Here is a 19466-nt window from a genome sequence, read left to right on the forward strand (position 1 = left end):
AGACTGTTCGTCATACCGAACAGTCTTTTCTTATACTTCAAGAAGGTGAGGAATCAACATGAAAGCAGAAATCATCGCAGTCGGAAGCGAACTTCTCCTTGGGGAAATCGCGAACACGAATGCACAGTACCTTTCCGAATGGTTAGCAAGTGCCGGAATTGACGTTCATTATCATACAGTCGTTGGTGACAATCGCGAACGGATGCAAGAAACATTCCGTCAGGCACAACAGCGGGCGGATCTCCTTGTCATCACAGGAGGTCTTGGACCAACGGAAGACGATTTGACGAAAGAGGTGCTCGCTGATCTCCTCGGACGTGATCTCGTCCTTGATCAAGCGGCGTACGAGCGAATCGAAGGGTTTTTAAAGACACGTCAACGGGAGATGACGATCAACGAACGAAAACAAGCTCTCGTCATCGATGGTGCGACGGTTTTACGTAACGATGCCGGGCTTGCACCGGGTATGTCGGTCCAGACGGAGCATCACCAATATATCGTCTTACCCGGTGTGCCGCGCGAGATGAAGCAAATCCTCAAAGATCACTTTAGCCATCTATTCGGTCAAGAAACGATTCGTTCTCGGACGTTACGATTTTTTGGAATCGGGGAATCGGCTTTAAACGACCGTCTAGAAACGTTGATTAAAGAAGCGACAAATCCATCGGTTGCACCGTATGCGGAGCTTGCTGAAGTCCGGTTGCGCCTGACGGCTAAAGCACTCGATCAACAGGAAGCTGATCGTATGCTCGATGAACTCGAACAACACGTCCTTGCTGAAGTCGGCATGTACTTTTATGGATATGGGGAGACGAGTCTGCCGGAAGTCGTCCTAAAACGGTATCAAGAAGCAGGATTGACACTTTCGCTCGCCGAATCACTGACGGGAGGAGCTGTCGCGAGTGGTCTCGTTGATGTCAGCGGTGCGAGTCAAGTGTTGCGCGGGAGCGCAGTCGTCTATGATGATGCAGCGAAGCAAGCCGTGTTATCGGTACCAGAGGATTTATTACGAGAGCATACTGCTGTCAGTAAAGAGGTCGCGATTGCGATGGCTGAAGGGGCACGAGAACTGTATCAATCCGATATCGCTGTCGCCTTGACGGGGGAAGCAGGTCCGACGAGCAACAGTGGAAAAGTGGTCGGAACGGTCTATTGTGCTGTTGCGGACGCACATGGAACACGAATCGTCGAATGGCAATATCCATCGTTCGACAGAGGTATGATTCGACTGCGCGCCGTCAAGGATACCTATTTCCTTCTACTGAAACATCTCGAAAAAGCACCAGAGTGAGAAAAATGATCAAAGTGTAAGTATGCGAATAAATGTTCGTAAAATGCTTGTCATTCGGTCTCAAAAGAAGTACAATAATCTCAGTAAGATAATTAAAAGGAGGCCTGCTACGTGAGTGATCGTAAAGCAGCACTTGAGATGGCGTTACGCCAGATAGAGAAACAGTTCGGTAAAGGTTCTATCATGAAACTCGGAGAAAATGCGGATCAGAAGGTATCAGTAATCTCTTCTGGATCGATTACATTAGATATTGCCCTAGGTGCAGGTGGATACCCACGTGGACGGGTCATCGAAGTATACGGACCTGAATCGTCAGGTAAAACAACGGTTGCGCTTCATGCAATCGCAGAAGTTCAAAAACAAGGCGGACAAGCAGCATTCATCGATGCGGAGCACGCGCTTGATCCAGCATATGCAAACAAACTTGGTGTCAACATCGATGAACTCCTCTTGTCACAACCGGATACTGGGGAACAGGCACTTGAAATCGCGGAAGCACTCGTTCGTTCTGGTGCGGTCGATATTCTTGTCGTCGACTCTGTTGCGGCACTCGTACCAAAAGCAGAGATCGAGGGTGAGATGGGTGACTCACACGTTGGTCTTCAAGCACGTTTGATGAGCCAAGCGCTTCGTAAGTTGTCTGGTGCAACGAATAAATCGAAGACGATCGTCATTTTCATCAACCAAATCCGTGAAAAAATCGGTGTCATGTTCGGTAACCCGGAAACAACTCCAGGTGGTCGCGCACTCAAATTCTACTCGTCTGTACGTTTAGAAGTGCGTCGTGCAGAAGCGTTGAAAAACGGTACGGACGTCGTCGGTAACAAAACGAAGATTAAAGTCGTCAAAAACAAGATCGCACCTCCGTTCAAACAAGCGGAAGTTGATATCATGTACGGTCAAGGGATTTCGAAGGTCGGTGAGTTGATCGACATCGGAACAGACCTCGATATCGTTCAAAAGAGTGGTGCATGGTACTCGTACAACTCAGAGCGTCTCGGTCAAGGACGTGAGAACGCGAAGCAATACATGGTCGAGCATCCGGAAGTTGCAGCAGAGGTCGAACGTTTGATTCGTGAACACCACGGTCTCGTCGATCGCGAAGAGCCGGTTGATTTCGAAGCAGAACAACCAGAAGATCTATTTGCTGAATAAACCGTTTTAGAGAGGATTCGCATGCGAATCCTCTCTTTTTTAGTGTAAAAGAGGAAAACAGTGGAATTCTTTCCCGTCCGTTCGTTGACAATGAACGAGTGCTATCCTTACAATATAGATGTACGTTTTTTAGACAGCTTCGATGAAATACCGAAATGAACTAAGAAACACCTTGCAAAGGGGAGGTGAACCCATGAGTACACTGACTTGGATTGTCATACTTCTCCTCACTTTGCTGATCGCATTCATCGTAGGCTACTTCTTGCGGAAATCGATTGCAGAAGCGAAAATTCAAGGCGCAGAAACGGAAGCGAACAAAATCGTCGAACGTGCGCGTGAATCGGCTGAGGCAACGAAAAAAGAAGCAGTACTCGAAGCGAAAGATGAAGCATTCAAACTTCGTAACGAAGTGGAAAAAGAATTGCGTGAACGTCGCCAAGAGCTAGCGAAACAAGAAGCCCGGTTGCTCCAGAAAGAAGAGACACTCGATCGCCGTGTTGACGCTATCGACCGTAAGGAAGATCAAATCAATACACGTGATGCAGAGATCGCGAAACGGAAGCATCAAGCTGAAGAACTAGAGCGCAAAGTAGAGGACCTGTATGAACAGGGACGTCAAGAGCTTGTCCGCGTCGCGAATTTATCGCAAGACGAGGCAAGAACGATCATCATGGATGAGACGAAACAGGCTGCTTTACATGACGCAGCCATTCTTCAAAAAGAAATCGAACAAAAAGCAAAAGAAGAAGCCGACAAGAAAGCACGTAACATCTTGTCACTTGCGATTCAACGGTTCGCCGCTGAACATATCGCAGAGACGACTGTATCGGTCGTCAACTTACCGAACGATGAGATGAAAGGTCGGATCATCGGACGGGAAGGCCGCAACATCCGTACGCTCGAGACCTTGACTGGGATCGACTTGATCATCGATGATACGCCGGAAGCCGTCATTTTGTCTGGTTTTGACCCAATTCGTCGCGAAGTCGCTAAAATGGCGCTCGAGAAATTGGTTCAGGATGGTCGGATTCACCCGGCCCGTATTGAAGAGATGGTCGACAAATCCCGTCGTGAAGTCGACGAGCGGATTCGAGAAATCGGGGAAGAAGCGACGTATGATGTCGGAATCCACGGCATTCATCCGGACCTTGTCAAAATTCTCGGTCGCTTGAAGTACCGTACGAGTTACGGACAGAACGTCCTGTATCACTCACTTGAGGTTGCCCACCTTGCAGGTATGATGGCAGCTGAACTTGGAGAAGATGTCACGCTTGCGAAGCGTGCGGGTCTTCTGCATGATATCGGGAAAGCGATCGACCACGAAGTCGAAGGCAGTCACGTTGAGATCGGAGTCGAGCTGGGTACGAAGTACAAAGAGCATCCAACCGTCATCAATGCGATCGCGTCCCACCACGGGGATACGGAAGCGACATCTGTCATTTCCGTCTTGGTTGCAGCTGCGGATGCATTATCTGCTGCTCGTCCAGGTGCACGTCAAGAGACACTCGAAAGTTATATCCGCCGTCTCGAACGCCTCGAGGAAATCTCGGAATCGTTCGACGGTGTCGAAAAATCATTTGCGATCCAAGCGGGTCGTGAAGTCCGTATCATCGTTCGACCTGATGTCGTCGATGATGTACTGGCTCACAAGATGGCGAGTGACATCCGGAAAAAAATCGAAGAAGAACTCGATTATCCGGGACACATCAAGGTCACGGTCATTCGGGAAACACGAGCAGTCGAATACGCGAAATAAGTGGAGTGGCGGGCGACCGCCACTTTTTTTAATGAACGGAGGAACAGCAATGAAGATTTTATTCATCGGAGACGTCGTCGGTGCACCCGGTCGACATATCCTACAACAATTCACAGCACGCTTGAAAGCGAAGTACAACCCGAACGTCATGCTCGTCAACGGCGAAAACGCAGCACACGGACGCGGCATCACGAAGTCGATCTATCATCAATTCCTTGAACTCGGATTCCATGGGATCACGATGGGGAACCACACGTTTGATAACCGCGACATCTTTGACTGGATCGACGACGCGGATCGAATCGTCCGTCCGGCGAACTATCCGGAAGGTACGCCAGGTCGTGGGATGATGATCGTCAAAGCAGGTAATAAAAAGATTGCCGTCATCAACGTCCAAGGAACGGTCTTCTTACCACCACTCGGTGACCCGTTCCGTACCGTCGATGCACTGATTGCGGAAGTCGAAGGGAAAGTCGATGCCATCTTCGTTGATGTCCATGCGGAAGCAACGAGTGAGAAAATTGCGATGGGCTATCACCTCGACGGTCGAGTACAAGCTGTCGTCGGCACACATACGCACGTCCAGACAGCAGATGAGCGTGTCCTTGACGGAGGAACGGCTTACATCACGGATGTCGGGATGACAGGTCCGCTGAACGGCGTGCTCGGAATGCGCCAGGAAGATGTCCTGCGAAAATTCAAGACACAGCTCCCAACACGGTTTGAAGTTGCCGAAGGACGGGAACAACTTAATGGAGTCTTGATTCATATCGATGACACAACCAAAAAAGCAACGAAGATTGAACGGATTCATCTGACGGATCAGTCAGTATTCTTCGACTGATTGCCATTTCTGGATGGGGAGGTACACGCATGGACGTCCTGAAAGTATCAGCTAAGTCGAATCCAAACGCGGTAGCAGGTGCACTCGCGGGTGTCATTCGAGAGAGAGGTTCCGTCGAGATTCAGGCCATTGGTGCGGGAGCGCTCAATCAGTCTGTCAAAGCCGTCGCCATCGCACGCGGATTCGTGGCGCCTTCTGGCATCGACTTGATTTGTATTCCAGCCTTCACAGACATTTTGATTGATGGGGAAGAGAGAACCGCCATCAAACTCATCATCGAACCACGATGACGAATTGGACATAGGTCCTATTTGCAAGTAGACCATTTACTCGACTGGAGTAGATGGTCTTTTTGCTGCGTCCGTGAAATTTTCTCACCTTTCCACCGAGGGAGCATTGTACTACTTCCGGTAAATCGGTATCATGAGGGAGGATAGAGAGAACTATCATTTCAGGGGACAGAGAAGGAGCGAACGTCGATGTATAATCAGTTATCATGGAAAGTTGGCGGTCAGCAGGGAGAAGGGATCGAATCAACAGGCGAAATCTTTGCGATTGCCTTGAATCGACTCGGCTATTACCTGTATGGTTACCGTCACTTTTCGTCACGTATCAAGGGAGGACATACGAACAATAAGATTCGTGTCGCGACACAGGAAGTCCGGACGATTTCCGATGATCTCGATATTTTAGTCGCATTCGATCAAGAGACGATCGATGTTAACTTCCATGAATTGCGTCAAGGTGCCATCATCATCGCGGATGCGAAATTCAATCCGACGAATCCAGACGAAGCACGCGCTTCCTTGTATGCGATTCCATTTACGGAGATCGCAGCTGATCTCGGTACGGCTTTGATGAAGAACATGGTCGCGATCGGCGCATCGAGCGCGATTCTCGGCATTGCACCGGAGCGTTTCCAAGCCGTCGTCGAACAGATTTTCGGTCGAAAAGGTCCAGACATGGTCGAGAAAAACTTAGCAGCGATTCGTGAAGGTGCAGCAGCGTTCGAAGCACTCGCAGGAGAGGGCGAACGGTTCGTCTTGGAACCGGCGGACGGAAAACAACGGATGTTCATGATCGGAAACGATGCGATCGCGCTTGGTGCGATTGCCGGTGGGGCGCGTCTGATGGCAGCTTACCCGATCACACCATCATCTGAGATCATGGAATACTTAATCAAGAAACTGCCGCAGTTCGGCGGAACGGTCGTCCAGACGGAAGACGAGCTGGCAGCAGTCACGATGGCAATCGGGGCGAACTATGCAGGTGTCCGTGCTTTGACAGCATCTGCTGGGCCAGGATTGTCATTGATGGCGGAAGCGATCGGGTTATCCGGGATGACGGAAACACCGCTCGTGATCGTCGATACACAACGGGGTGGTCCGTCAACCGGTCTACCGACGAAACAGGAACAGTCTGACTTGATGGCGATGATCTACAGCACGCATGGTGAGATTCCGAAAGTCGTACTTGCACCGTCAACGGTCGAAGAAGCGTTCTACGATGCAGCAGAGGCATTCAATATCGCAGAGGAATACCAATGTCCTGTCATTCTCTTGACGGATTTGATGCTGTCGCTCGGAAAACAATCGGTTGAGCCACCGGATATGTCACGCGTTGAGATCCGTCGCGGGAAGTTGATCCAGGAAGACTTACCGGAACTTGAAGGAAAAGCGTACTTCAAACGCTACGAAGTGACGGAAGATGGGATCAGCCCACGTGTCATTCCAGGCGTCAAGCACGGGATTCATCATGTAACGGGTGTTGAACACAATGAGGAAGGGCGTCCGTCGGAAGCGACGAAGAACCGAGTCGATCAGATGACGAAGCGACTTCGGAAGCTGAACACGTTCCGCTTACAGGATGCCGTTCTCGTAACGGAGCATCATGCAGAACCGGATATCTTATTCGTCGGTTTCAACTCGACACGTGGAACGATCGAAGAGATCATGCCACGACTCGAAGCACAAGGAATTAAGGTTGATCACTTGCATATCCGTCAAGTCCATCCGTTCCCAAGTGAGCTCGTCACGCCGCACTTAGAGCGGGCAAAACGAGTCATCGTCGTTGAATACAACGCAACGGGACAACTGGCGAAGTTGATCCAGATGAACTGTGGACATGCATCGAAGATCGAGCATATCCTGAAATTCAATGGCGACCCGTTCTATCCAGCAGAGGTCGTCGAGCAGGTCGTAGGAGGGGTATATCATGGCAACCTTTAAAGATTTTAGAAATGATGTCAAACCAAACTGGTGTCCAGGGTGTGGAGACTTCTCGATTCAAGCAGCAATTCAGCGTGCTGTCGCGAACGTCGGGCTCGAACCAGAAGAGTTGGCATTGATTTCCGGAATCGGCTGTTCTGGTCGGATTTCCGGTTATATCAATACGTATGGCTTCCACGGCGTTCATGGACGGTCTCTTCCGATTGCCCAAGGTGTTAAGATGGCGAACCGCGAATTGACGGTCATCGCGTCTGGTGGCGACGGGGATGGATTTGCAATCGGCATGGGACATACGATTCATGCATTCAAGCGCAATGTCGACATGACGTATATCGTCATGGACAATCAGATTTACGGCTTGACGAAAGGACAGACGTCACCTACTTCTGCACCTGGATTCAAGACGAAATCGACGCCAAAAGGGTCGATCGAAAAGAGTGTTTCACCGGTTGAACTCGCCTTGACGGCAGGAGCGACGTTCGTTGCCCAAAGCTTCTCGAACGATTTGAAAGGCTTGACACAATTGATCGAGCAAGCGACGGCACATAAAGGGTTTGCCTTCATCAACGTCTTCAGTCCGTGTGTTACGTTCAACAAGGTCAATACGTACGATTGGTTCAAACAGAACTTGACGAAGCTGTCCGATATCGAAGGGTATGATCCGTCGAACTTGGATCTTGCGAAACAAACTGTTCATGCGCACGACGGACTCGTCATGGGATTGATCTATCAGGATGAAACACGTCCTGATTACCAGTCGCAAATCGATGGGTATCAAGAATCGGGTCTTGCGTATGCGGATCTTGAGCTGAACGAAGAAACATTCGGTAAACTGGCAGCAGAATTCATGTAAGATAGAGGAAAGATGTGTTTGGTTTTTTGGGGATGCTAAACATTTGGAAGTTCACCACATATAAAAAAACGTGAGCTTCCGCGAAGGAGTCGGGGAAAGATGACGAAATTAGTAACGACGGTAGAAGAGACGACAACGACGAAAACGATGCGCGCACTCGTCAAAGAAGAGCGCGGGTTTGGTGCAACACTGAAAGAAGTACCGGTACCCGTACCGAGTCGTGGGGAAGTCTTGATTCGAGTCGAGGCAACATCGATCTGTGGGACAGACGTGCATATCTATGAGTGGGACGCTTGGGCAGCCTCGCGTGTCAATCCACCTTATGTCTTCGGTCACGAGTTCTCAGGCGAAGTCGTCGAACTCGGAGAAGGCACGAAACGCTTGAAGCTCGGTGATCGTGTCTCGGCGGAGACGCATATCGTTTGTCATCAATGTAAACAATGTCTTCGTGGACAATATCATATCTGTAAGAACACGAAGATCATCGGTGTCGATACACAAGGGTGTTTTGCGGAATACGTCGTCATGCCGGAAGAAAACCTTTGGGTCAACCCGGAAGATATGCCAGCAGGGATCGCTTCGATCCAAGAGCCGATGGGCAATGCCGTCCATACGGTACTCGCGAGCGATGTCAGTGCAAAAACGGTCGCAATCGTCGGTTGTGGTCCGATTGGTCTGATGGCGGTCTCCGTCGCTAAAGCAGCTGGTGCGGCGGAAGTCGTTGCGATCGACGTCAATCCATATCGTCTTGAACTCGCGCGGACGATGGGGGCGGATGTCGTCATCGATTCACGTCATGACGATGTCTTGGAGCGGATCGAGCGCATGACGGACGGAGATGGAATTGATGTCGTCTGTGAGATGAGTGGTCATCCGGTTGCGATTCGTCAAGCCTTCGAGATGGTGACAGCAGGTGGAGACGTCAACATCCTCAGTCTGCCGGTCAAACCGGTTGAAATCGATTTGACGAACCACGTCGTCTTCAAAGGTGTCCGGGTCCAAGGGATCACCGGTCGGAAGATGTATGAGACATGGAGCCAGGTTTCTGCTTTCTTATCGAGCGGAAAAGTCGATGTCCGACCGTTAATCACACACACGTTGCCGCTCGAGCGGTTCGAAGAAGGATTTGAATTGATGCGTCAAGGGAAATGCGGGAAAGTCGTATTACAACCAAGGGGGACGAATTAATGGGATTTGAACACTTACGGACAGAACTAGAAGAGATGAAACAGGCGGGCACGTTCCGCAACCTCGTAGCACTTGAGAGCGCGCAACATAACCGCGTGACGATCGATGGTAAGGAACTCATTCAACTGTCGTCGAACAACTACCTTGGACTCGCTGCACATCCGCGTCTCGCTGAACAAGCAGCGGAAGCAGCGCGCACGTTCGGTGCTGGAACAGGATCCGTTCGGACGATTGCCGGAACACTCGAGATGCACCAAGCATTCGAACGGGAACTTGCGACATTCAAACATACGGAAGCAGCACTTGTCTTCCAGTCTGGATTCGCAACGAATTTAGGTGTCTTATCGGCACTGCTCGGTCCGGAAGACGTCGTCATCTCGGATGAGTTGAACCACGCTTCGATCATCGATGGGATTCGTCTGACGAAAGCGAAACGCCGGATCTATAAACACGTCGACTTGGCGGATCTTGAAGCAGCCTTACAAGAAACACAAGACGCGCGGACGCGCCTTATCGTCACGGACGGTGTCTTCTCGATGGACGGAAACATCGCACCACTTCCAGAAATCGTTGAATTAGCCGAGCGTTATGACGCACTCGTCATGGTCGATGATGCCCATGCGTCAGGTGTGCTTGGGAAAGCGGGACGCGGTACGGTCAATCACTTCGGTCTTGACGGACGTGTTGCTCTTCAAGTTGGTACGCTCTCAAAAGCCATCGGTGTCCTCGGTGGATACGTCGCGTGTGAACAACACGTCAAAGATTATCTGATCCATAAAGGACGTCCGTTCTTGTTCTCGACATCACATCCACCAGCAGTCGTCGAAGCGAACCGGGAAGCGCTCCGTGTCATGGAGGAAGAGACGGAACTCTTCGATCGTCTGTGGGAAAACACGGAATTCTTTAAACAAGGACTCCGTGATCTTGGATTCGACATCGGAACATCGACGACGCCGATCACACCGGTCATCGTCGGGGATGAAGCACGTTGCCATGAGTTGTCGGACCGCTTACGTCAAGAAGGTGTCTTCGCTCAAGGCATCGCCTTCCCGACGGTCGCAAAAGGAAAAGCACGTGTCCGGACGATCGTGACGGCGGAACATACGCGTGAAGATTTAACGACGGCACTTGCAGCTTTCGAAAAAGTCGGTCGTGAATTAAACTTGATCGGTTGATATCGATCACGGACGAAATGCGTCCGCATACTTTCAGGCAGCGGATCAGCGATCCGCTGCCTGAAGTGCGTCACGGGCGAAAGAATCAACGTCGACCGTTTTTACTTTTGCGAGATAGGGAATAACAGATGAGGAAAGGATGTGACCTGATGAGTAAGAAAAAGAAAGGGATTTTGCTCTCATTTTTGATGCTGACGCTGCTCCTTGGGGGTTGTATTCGCATCCAATATGATGCGACGATCCATACCGATCAGAGTGTCACCTTAAAAACGACATATGCCGCAAAGGAACACCCAGTAGCGCGTTTACTGAACCTAAATCCGAATTGGAATAGTTATGTCAAACAGGCAGAAAAGAACGGCTATGCGGCGAAAACGTTCAAGACGAAGGATGACTATGAAGGGATCCGGATGCAGAAGACATTCGCGAACTTCAAGGACATGACGTCGATCAAGGACGAATGGAAGACAGGTATCGGAGGGATTCTCATTCCACCTGATACGAAGTTCGACATGAAAAAATCGGACGGTTTTTGGTTTGATACGTATCGACTGGATACGAACATCGATCTCAGTATCGATCGTTTGAATATCAAAGGCTATCAACCGACAGGACAGGTCAAGAAACTCGCCGATCGGTATATCCGCCAAGCCGATATTGAGATCAAGCTCCACGGTCCGAAAGTGATTGGTCTCCAAAATGGAGAAAAGATCGACTGGTCGAATTACCATGATGTGTCATGGAAATTATACGGAACGAAAGCCAACCAGCTACAGTTGATTGCGTATGTACCGAATCCGACAGGTTGGATCATTACCGGTATCGTGTTATTAATCGGTGTCGGATTATTCCTCTACTGGGTCTTTCACCGGGTCCGCCGTTTGCGCCGGCAACAGTTGAAGACGATCAGTATCTCGCTCCTCGTCTGTTTGATCGTTGGGGGAGGCGCGTGGTGGGTGTTCGCGGAAGATACGTCAAGTGCCCCGCCACCAACGCGTCAGATCGTCACACAAGGAAAGAGTGAAATCGTACCGACGTTCCTCGTCCACGGGCTATTCGGGACGGAAAGGACGTTCGTGCCGATGATTCAAAACTTCACGAATAAAAAAGTCGCCGATGATGGTGGTCGATGTGACGTGACTCGTTCCGGAAAAGCAACCTGTAGCGTCAAACCCTCGCCGACCGGCTACCCGCTTGTCCGAATCGTCTTCGCCGATGATGAGGCAAGTCTTGCCGATCAGCAAAAGTGGTTGAATGCGGCGATTGCCGCTTACGATGCGAAACAAAAAGCGACATTTGCCGATATTCAGCTTGTTGGGCACAGCATGGGTGGTGTCGATGTCGTCGCCTACACAGTCCAAGAGGAGATGCCGTACCACGTCCGGAAAGTCGTGACGCTCGACTCACCGATTGCCGGCTCCGATTACGCGAAACTCGGCTTGACGCTCGCACCGCTCGGCACGAATACAAATAGTCCTGCGATACGCGATCTCGCGAAGGGTTCTCCAGCGATGAACAATCTGACCCAGCGGCTCGAGACGTGGCCACGTGACGTGCTCGTCTATTCGTTTGGTGCCAAAGGAGGCGACTTCAATCTGATTTCGTTAAATAGTTCGTTTGCACTCGAGAACTACACGGATAACATCCAGACGAAGTCCTATAAGTATGATCACTTCACGATTCATCGCCGGGAGCCGGTCTTCCGCGAAATCCGCAATTTCCTGTTTAAAGAAAATCGAGTCACGGAGGAGGAACCATCATGAAACAGGTCGTCATCGTCGGCGGAGGAATTGCCGGTCTAACGGCTGCGGCATTGATCGCACAAGAAGGACATGCTGTCACGGTACTTGAAGGAAGCCGTGAATGGGGAGGATCAGCCGGGAAGTTCACGCGCCGGGACTTGACGTATCCCGTTGGAGCGACCCTTGGGATGGGATTTGAACCAGGTGGCATTCATGCCCGTGTGCTCGATCATCTCGGAGTGACGCACCAAGTCGAGCCACTCGACGTCGTCATGACGATTCGCATCGAAGGACGATTGATTCATTATTATCAACATCGTGATGCGTTTCTAACCGAATTGACCTCACATTTTCCGGAGCAGGCATCGTCGATTCGGGCATTCTTTGCTGAAATCGAGCAGATACACGAGGCAATTCGTCCACTGATGGCAGAACTGCCGGCATTGCCACTTCAAGATTTAGCCGACGTCCGGAGGTTAGTTCGTCACACGAAAAGTGTCGTCCTCTTACCATATTTTCCGCTGACGATTGGTCATCTGTTACGCAAACATCGACTAGCGGATACGTTGTTCGCACAAGTGATCGACGGGATCCTACTCGACAGCATGCAGACAGGGCAGGAAGCATCAGCTTTGCTAGGGGCAGTCGCCTTATCGATATATCATGAAGGTGCCTATTATGTTCCAGGTGGATTATACCGGCTGGCTGAGCAATTGAAAGAGACAGCCGAGGCGAGCGGGGCGACCTGTCTCCTTGGGCGAAAAGTCACGTCGATTCGTAAGACACCGGATGGATTTTTGATCGAAGACCGACGCGGGCGCTTGACGCTTGCTGATGCTGTCATCTGTGCGGTTCCGCTTGAAGGCATCCGGGAAGTCGTCAGCGCGGATATGCGACGAACGCTACGACGGACGTACCAGCGACAGGAAAAGCTACAGCAATGGGCGACCTTTACGTATTATGCGGCGATACCGGAGTCGATCATTTTGTCTGACGAAGCATTCCGGCAAGTCCATGACCCGTCCCTACCTTCAGGTCATGCCTTCATCTCTCTCTCTCGTCCGGATGACCGGTTACGTGCACCAGCCGGTCAGCGGACGCTGACGATGTCATGTCATGTTCCAATTGGTACGTTTGATAAGACGGACCGGAAACGCTACGACGAACAAGTCGAGACGATGTCGGCAATCTTCGAAGCCATTCTTGAACAACAGTTTCCGGGTTTCAGTCAACAGGCAATCGAACGCCATCCGGGTGGACCCGGTGCGTGGGTTCGCTATACGTTCCGTCCGGACGGTGGAGTCGGGGGATATCCGCAACGTCCGAGTACGAGTCTCTTGTTCGCAGCACCGTTTCGAACAGGCATCGATCACTTCTTTGCGATCGGCGACACGATCTTTCCGGGTGCCGGGACGATCGGGGCGACGACGTCTGCGATTCATGCCGCCCGACAGTTTGATGTCAGATTATGAGAAATCATCGTAAAATGATGAAAGAAGCGACGCATCTGTCGCTTTTTTCACATTTGAGGATTATGATGAGGAAGAGTCGGGAACATGATATCCATGAACAGAAAGAGAGAAGGAGTGAAGAACCATGGAGACATTCGAGCAAAAATGTCAGTCGTTCATTCAGGAACGACGACCTGAAGTCGGTCCGATTCAATTCGAGTCGGCGCGTACGTTTCTCAATGCACGCGGTTTAAGCGTTTACGAACGGATTTATCAAGGGAAAGAGGAAGTCCGATTAGCGTTCGTCGAGCAGACGAATGGTCAACAACTCGTGTCATTAATGGAAAATACATTCGGCAATGGACTGGTCTATTTTGTCTCAACGGCAACCGCGACATGGGATGGCGACCGTTTTGGTGAATACACGTTTTAAGTACATAGGGAGTCCCAGTCGATGACTGGGGCTCTTTCGTGTCGAAACCTAATCCTTGTCCCTTTCGTAAGGTAGATAAGTGACTCAGTTGAAGGAGGAAACGATGTGTCATCACTTGAACAACCTAAAACATCGACACGGCGGCTTGCGACCGTCTCGTTGATTTTCATGGCGGTCGGATTCGTCGTCTCATTACCATTTAAAGAAAATGCGTGGGTCTTTTGGCTTCAGAGTGGTTTTGAAGCCGGACTCGTCGGTGGGATTGCCGACTGGTTCGCAATCACGGCGTTGTTCCGCCATCCGCTTGGCTTAAAGATTCCCCATACGAACCTGTTGCCGAAAAATCGGGAACGGGTCATCGAATCAATCGTTCATATGCTTGAGACGGACTTGCTTAATAAAGAGAGTATCGTCGCGAAACTCCAACACATGACGCTCGCAGATCGTGTCATCAAAATCTTACGTTCGATTCTCGTTCTGCCTGCATTTCGAGCGACCGTCACCGAGCTGTTGATTGGTTTAATACGGAAACTACCAAAAGAAGCGATTCTTGAGTTTGCCAATACACGGGTGACAGAGACGATCAAAGCGTATCCGTCTAAACGTCTGGCTGTCCGAGCGATGCAATTGAACGAGGAACGTCGCCTCGACGAGTGGCTGATGGACCAGTTACTCGATTATGGGCAACGTCTGCTCGAAGACCCCGTCATTCGCGATCAGATTGGGCGCCTTGCCTATACGGCGATGATCGATCAAGAAAAGAATACGTTCTTGCGGGTGACGGCGCGAACCGTCCAAAAAGTCTATTCAGAAGAGAAACTCAGTCTGGTCATTCAAGGTGTCTTGCTGACGGTCATTCAAGATATGCGACAAGTCCATCACCCGAATCGTTTAGCGATTCTTGATCATCTGCGTCGAAATCTGGCACAGTTGTCGATTGATGAAGAGCGTCTAGCGAAAATCGATGCTTGGAAGGCAAGCGAAGTCGACCGGTTTGACTTCGTTCCGGTCATTGAACGCGCGTATGATGCTGGTCTGATCGAACTCGAACGCTACTTGACGTCAGATGCCTTTTGGACGGAACGGGCGATGCCGATGCTTTCGCGCGCTTTGGACGACTGGGAACAGCATCCGACGTTCAAGGATAGCAGTGATCAATGGATGAAGGAGCAACTCGTTCGTTTCGTCGAACAAAATCACCAAAAAATCGGTGGACTCGTCCGCGAGAACTTAAACCGGTTCGATACGGAGACACTGATTCATATGATTGAGGATAAGGTCGGCAGTGACTTACAATGGATTCGGGTCAACGGAGCATTGTGTGGATTCATCATCGGTTTGATTCTCGGTGCGATCAAGGTGTTCGTCGGATGAGCCGGTGGACATATGATGTGACGTTGTCGGAAGCATTGGATTTTAAAGGGATCGTGTCTCGTTTGACGGAAGACCCGTTACAAATCGAACAGGATGGGCGACTCGTCGTTCCAGTCTTCGTCAACGATCAGGCGTACATCACGACGATGGAAGCCATCGACGGTTACACGTTACGGATTGACGGTTCAGGACCGCAAACAGCAGTGTTGACGCAACTCAATCGGCGCTTTCGACTCAATGAGCCGAATCCTGCGCAGCGTCTCAAGGCGACGTCGTTACATGCGATCGTCGAACGATTCGGTGACGAACGACTCGTGCTTGATCATTCACCGTTCACGGCCTTGATTCGCTCGATCATTCATCAACAAATCAATCTGTCGTTTGCGCATACGTTGACGGAACGTGTCTTTCGAACATTCGGAACGGTCAAGGACGGAATCATTCTTCCGCCGACACCGCGTCAATTAGCGGCAGCGCGTCGCGAGGACTTGCTTGCTCTGCAACTTTCAGGACGTAAAGTCGATTATCTGCTTGGCGTAGCGACAGCAACGATTGATTATGATGCATTGATGTCAGCCGACGATGCAGAAATCGCTGAGACGTTGATTGCACTGAAAGGCGTCGGACCATGGACGGTCCAAAATGTCCTGATGTTCGGATACGGTCGTCCAGATTTGTTTCCGGCATCAGACATTGGGATATTACGGGCTTTCGAACGGTTGCTCGGTTACCGACCGACGGTGGAAGAAGCGACGCGACTGGCAGAGGAATTTGCCCCTGTCCGCAGTCACGCCGCCTATCTATTATGGCGTTCGATTGAATAAGGAACTATTCTTGTCACTCTATCGCGAGAACGGTATAATGAATGCGACAGAACGAGGAATCGTTCAGAATGCTAAGGGAAGCGACGTGTTCGCTAACGATAGAGGGGACGAATGTGGATGTATACAGATGAACAAATCATCGAAAAAGCCAATGAAATCGCCAAAATGATTTCAGAAACACCGGAAGTAGAACGATTTAAAGCGGCAGAAGCCAACATTAATGGAAATGAAAAAGTCCAAAAGATGATGAAACAAATCAAGTTCCTTCAAAAAGAGGCAGTCAACTGCCAACATTACGGCAAAACAGAAGCACTCGCACGTGTCGAAGCGAAGCTCGATAAATTGTTCACTGAGCTCGATGAGATGCCTGTCGTCCAACAGTTCCAAGAAACACAAGAAGAAGTCAACGGACTTCTCCAATACATCACGGTGACGATCTCGAACGGGATTACGGATCAAATCATCGAAGCGACGGACGGAGATGTTCTCGCTGGTAAGACAGGTAGCGGCATGGAAGCAGAAAACAAAAGCGGCGGTTGCGGCTACTAATCACGAAATGAACGAAAAGCCGACGGACATCCGTCGGCTTTTTCTACGAATGAGGTGGAAGAATGGAAGCAGTACACAACACTCCGATGATGAAACAATACTTCTCGATCAAGGCGGACTATCCGGATGCCTTCTTGTTTTATCGGCTCGGAGATTTTTACGAATTATTCTTTGAGGATGCCAAAAAGGTCGCCCATGAGCTGGAGTTGACGCTGACGGCGAAAAACGGCAAGAACGCGGAACATCCGATTCCGATGTGCGGCGTGCCCCATCACGCAGCGAACGGCTACATCGAACAGTTGATCGAGCGTGGTTATAAAGTGGCACTTTGCGATCAAGTCGAGGATCCGAAGTTGACGAAAGGACTCGTCAAACGCGAAGTCATCCAAGTCATCACGCCGGGAACGTTGATGTCTGCCTTGACGGAAAAAGAGAATCGGTACTTAGTCGCGGTCGTCGAACAGGACGGTCGCTTTGGGATTGCTCGCGGAGATGTCTCGACCGGTGAGAGTGCCTTGACTAGCGTTGCGACACTCGACGGTGTGGTCAAGGAACTGAGCATCATCCTGCCACGGGAAATCATCGTCACGACAGAAGAACATGAGACAGCACTCGCACACTTACGGATTCCACTGACGCGTAGTTCACGGCGCGAGACGCATCCGCACGGCGACCGTGCGATTGATACAGCCCAAGCGGAAGCCTTTGCGGTCCTCTATGCCTACATGCACGATACACAAAAACGAGCGTTGACACATCTACAACCGGCTGTCGTCTATGAAGCGAGCGACTTCATGCAACTCGAGCCGAATACTGTCAAGAACCTCGAGCTCGTTCGCTCGGCACGGACAGGAGATAAAAAAGGTTCGTTGCTTGGTCTGCTTGACGTGACAGGTACAGCGATGGGCGGACGGATGCTGAAACGCTGGTTAGAAAAACCGTTGTTATCGGAACGTGTCATCACGGAACGGCTCGACGCCGTCGAGGAATTGTTGCAACACTATTTCGAGCGTCAACAACTAAAAGATACGTTACGCGAAGTCTATGATCTCGAGCGACTCGTCGCGAAAGTCGGGTATGGAACAGCGTCTGCGCGCGACCTCGTTCAATTGAAGTCGACGTTGCGATTGATTCCCCGCATTCAATCAGCGCTTGAAGAGATGATGAGTGAACGTCTCGGTCAACTCAGTCTTGGACTTGATCCGCACGATGAGTTGAGCGATCTACTCGATCGTGCGTTCGTTGAAGCCCCACCGATCTCAACGAAAGAGGGCGGAATGATTAAGGCTGGTTATTCAGCAGACCTCGACGAGTTACTCGTCGCTTCAAAAGACGGCAAGACATGGCTTGCGACACTTGAAGCCAGTGAACGGGCAGCAACCGGTATCAAGACGTTGAAGATCGGCTACAACCGCGTCTTCGGTTATTACATCGAGGTCTCACGTGCGAATGCCAAGCTGTTGCCGGAAGGACGGTATGAACGGAAGCAGACACTTGCCAATGCCGAACGTTATATCACACCGGAACTGAAGGAAAAAGAAGCGTTGATCCTTGGTGCGGAAGAGAAGAGTGTCACACTCGAGTACGATCTCTTCTGCGGGGTGCGCGATGAAGTCAAAGGACACATCGAAAGCTTACAACGGGTCAGTCGCCGGATCGCGGAACTCGACGTCCTCGTCGCACTGGCTGAGATTGCTGAGACGCATGACTACGTCCGACCAATCACGACGACAGGACGAACGGTTGATATTCAGCAAGGACGTCATCCGGTCATCGAGACAGTCTTACCGCGCGGTGAATATGTCGCGAACGGGATCACCTTAAACGAAGGACGCGAGATGCTCTTGATCACTGGACCGAACATGTCCGGTAAATCGACCTATATGCGACAATTCGCTTTGATTGCTCTATTGCACCAAATCGGCTCGTTCGTACCAGCTGCTCAAGCGGAACTGCCGATTTTCGATCAAATCTTCACCCGGATCGGGGCGGCAGACGACCTCGTCAGTGGACAGTCGACATTCATGGTCGAGATGGTCGAGACACAAGAAGCGTTGACGCGTGCAACGGACCGGTCGTTGATCCTGCTAGATGAAATCGGTCGCGGGACCTCGACGTACGACGGGATGGCACTCGCACAAGCGATCGTTGAACACATTGCCCGGCATGTCGGAGCGAAGACGCTATTTTCGACCCATTATCATGAATTGACGGTGCTCGAAGAATCGATTGATCGATTAGCGAATGTTCATGTCCGTGCCGTTGAACAAGATGGGCGTGTCGTCTTCTTGCATGAAGTACGCGACGGAAAAGCCGATCAATCGTACGGAATCCATGTCGCGCGGTTAGCTGATTTACCGGACAGCTTGATTGAGCGGGCGCAAGTCCTCTTGTCTGAGTTCGAGCAGGCTGAGCCTGTTCCGGTCGCAGCACCTGTCAAAGCTCCTGTTCAGGAGGAGCCGGTTGATCAACTCAGTCTGTTCTCAGAAGCGGATCCGCTACGCGAGACGATGGCGAGTCTTGATTTGATCAACATGACGCCACTCGAGGCATTGAATACGCTGTACCGTCTACAAGCCGAAGCAAGAAAGTGAGGAGAATGC

General features: G+C 50.8%; 16 protein-coding genes. All 16 read left to right on the plus strand.

Going from position 1 to position 19466, the window contains the following annotated elements:
* The first annotated feature begins 58 nt into the window (after positions 1–58).
* Positions 59–1291 (plus strand): competence/damage-inducible protein A, encoded by a 1233-nt coding sequence (locus K7G97_RS05570; RefSeq protein ID WP_223041562.1) that lies wholly within the window; start codon positions 59–61, stop codon positions 1289–1291.
* Between the two features lie 111 nt (positions 1292–1402).
* Positions 1403–2446, plus strand: coding sequence for a recombinase RecA (recA, locus tag K7G97_RS05575; RefSeq protein WP_195865458.1), 1044 nt, complete (start codon positions 1403–1405; stop codon positions 2444–2446).
* 193 nt (positions 2447–2639) lie between these two features.
* Positions 2640–4202 carry a ribonuclease Y gene (gene rny, locus K7G97_RS05580; RefSeq protein WP_023467703.1) on the plus strand — a complete coding sequence of 521 codons (1563 nt, stop codon included), beginning with the start codon at positions 2640–2642 and terminating at the stop codon, positions 4200–4202.
* 49 nt (positions 4203–4251) lie between these two features.
* On the plus strand, positions 4252–5046 hold the full coding sequence (locus K7G97_RS05585; protein WP_023467704.1) for a TIGR00282 family metallophosphoesterase: 795 nt from the start codon (positions 4252–4254) through the stop codon (positions 5044–5046).
* Between the two features lie 29 nt (positions 5047–5075).
* On the plus strand, positions 5076–5336 hold the full coding sequence (locus tag K7G97_RS05590) for a stage V sporulation protein S (RefSeq protein WP_023467705.1): 261 nt from the start codon (positions 5076–5078) through the stop codon (positions 5334–5336).
* 189 nt (positions 5337–5525) lie between these two features.
* A complete protein-coding gene (locus tag K7G97_RS05595; RefSeq protein ID WP_035398188.1) occupies positions 5526–7274 on the plus strand; it encodes a 2-oxoacid:acceptor oxidoreductase subunit alpha in 1749 nt (582 codons plus the stop codon).
* On the plus strand, positions 7261–8127 hold the full coding sequence (locus K7G97_RS05600; RefSeq protein WP_023467707.1) for a 2-oxoacid:ferredoxin oxidoreductase subunit beta: 867 nt from the start codon (positions 7261–7263) through the stop codon (positions 8125–8127). The genes K7G97_RS05595 and K7G97_RS05600 overlap by 14 nt, the downstream gene beginning before the upstream one ends.
* 99 nt (positions 8128–8226) lie before the next feature.
* Positions 8227–9315, plus strand: a complete 1089-nt coding sequence (gene tdh, locus K7G97_RS05605) for an L-threonine 3-dehydrogenase (RefSeq protein ID WP_195865457.1) — start codon at positions 8227–8229, stop codon at positions 9313–9315.
* The gene (locus K7G97_RS05610) at positions 9315–10490 is read left to right on the plus strand and encodes a glycine C-acetyltransferase (protein ID WP_023467709.1); all 1176 of its coding nucleotides are present in this window, start codon (positions 9315–9317) and stop codon (positions 10488–10490) included. The genes tdh and K7G97_RS05610 overlap by 1 nt, the downstream gene beginning before the upstream one ends.
* Positions 10491–10636: 146 nt before the next feature.
* Entirely contained in the window at positions 10637–12253 is a 1617-nt protein-coding gene (locus K7G97_RS05615) for an alpha/beta hydrolase (RefSeq protein WP_223041987.1), read from the plus strand.
* Positions 12250–13704 (plus strand): phytoene desaturase family protein, encoded by a 1455-nt coding sequence (locus K7G97_RS05620; protein ID WP_223041563.1) that lies wholly within the window; start codon positions 12250–12252, stop codon positions 13702–13704. Before K7G97_RS05615 ends, K7G97_RS05620 begins: the two co-directional genes overlap by 4 nt.
* A 124-nt stretch (positions 13705–13828) precedes the next feature.
* A complete protein-coding gene (locus K7G97_RS05625; RefSeq protein ID WP_029341204.1) occupies positions 13829–14116 on the plus strand; it encodes a hypothetical protein in 288 nt (95 codons plus the stop codon).
* Between the two features lie 105 nt (positions 14117–14221).
* Positions 14222–15490, plus strand: a complete 1269-nt coding sequence (locus K7G97_RS05630) for a DUF445 domain-containing protein (RefSeq protein ID WP_262415804.1) — start codon at positions 14222–14224, stop codon at positions 15488–15490.
* Entirely contained in the window at positions 15487–16314 is an 828-nt protein-coding gene (locus K7G97_RS05635) for a DNA-3-methyladenine glycosylase family protein (protein ID WP_223041564.1), read from the plus strand. The genes K7G97_RS05630 and K7G97_RS05635 overlap by 4 nt, the downstream gene beginning before the upstream one ends.
* Before the next feature lie 111 nt (positions 16315–16425).
* On the plus strand, positions 16426–16863 hold the full coding sequence (locus tag K7G97_RS05640; protein ID WP_223041565.1) for a YlbF/YmcA family competence regulator: 438 nt from the start codon (positions 16426–16428) through the stop codon (positions 16861–16863).
* A 62-nt stretch (positions 16864–16925) separates the two neighbouring features.
* Positions 16926–19457: a DNA mismatch repair protein MutS gene (mutS, locus tag K7G97_RS05645; protein WP_223041566.1), complete on the plus strand. Its 2532-nt coding sequence runs from the start codon at positions 16926–16928 to the stop codon at positions 19455–19457.
* The last annotated feature ends 9 nt before the right edge of the window (positions 19458–19466 follow it).

This window comes from Exiguobacterium acetylicum (genome assembly GCF_019890935.1).
In the GTDB taxonomy this organism is placed as follows: Bacteria; Bacillota; Bacilli; order Exiguobacteriales; family Exiguobacteriaceae; genus Exiguobacterium_A; species Exiguobacterium_A abrahamii.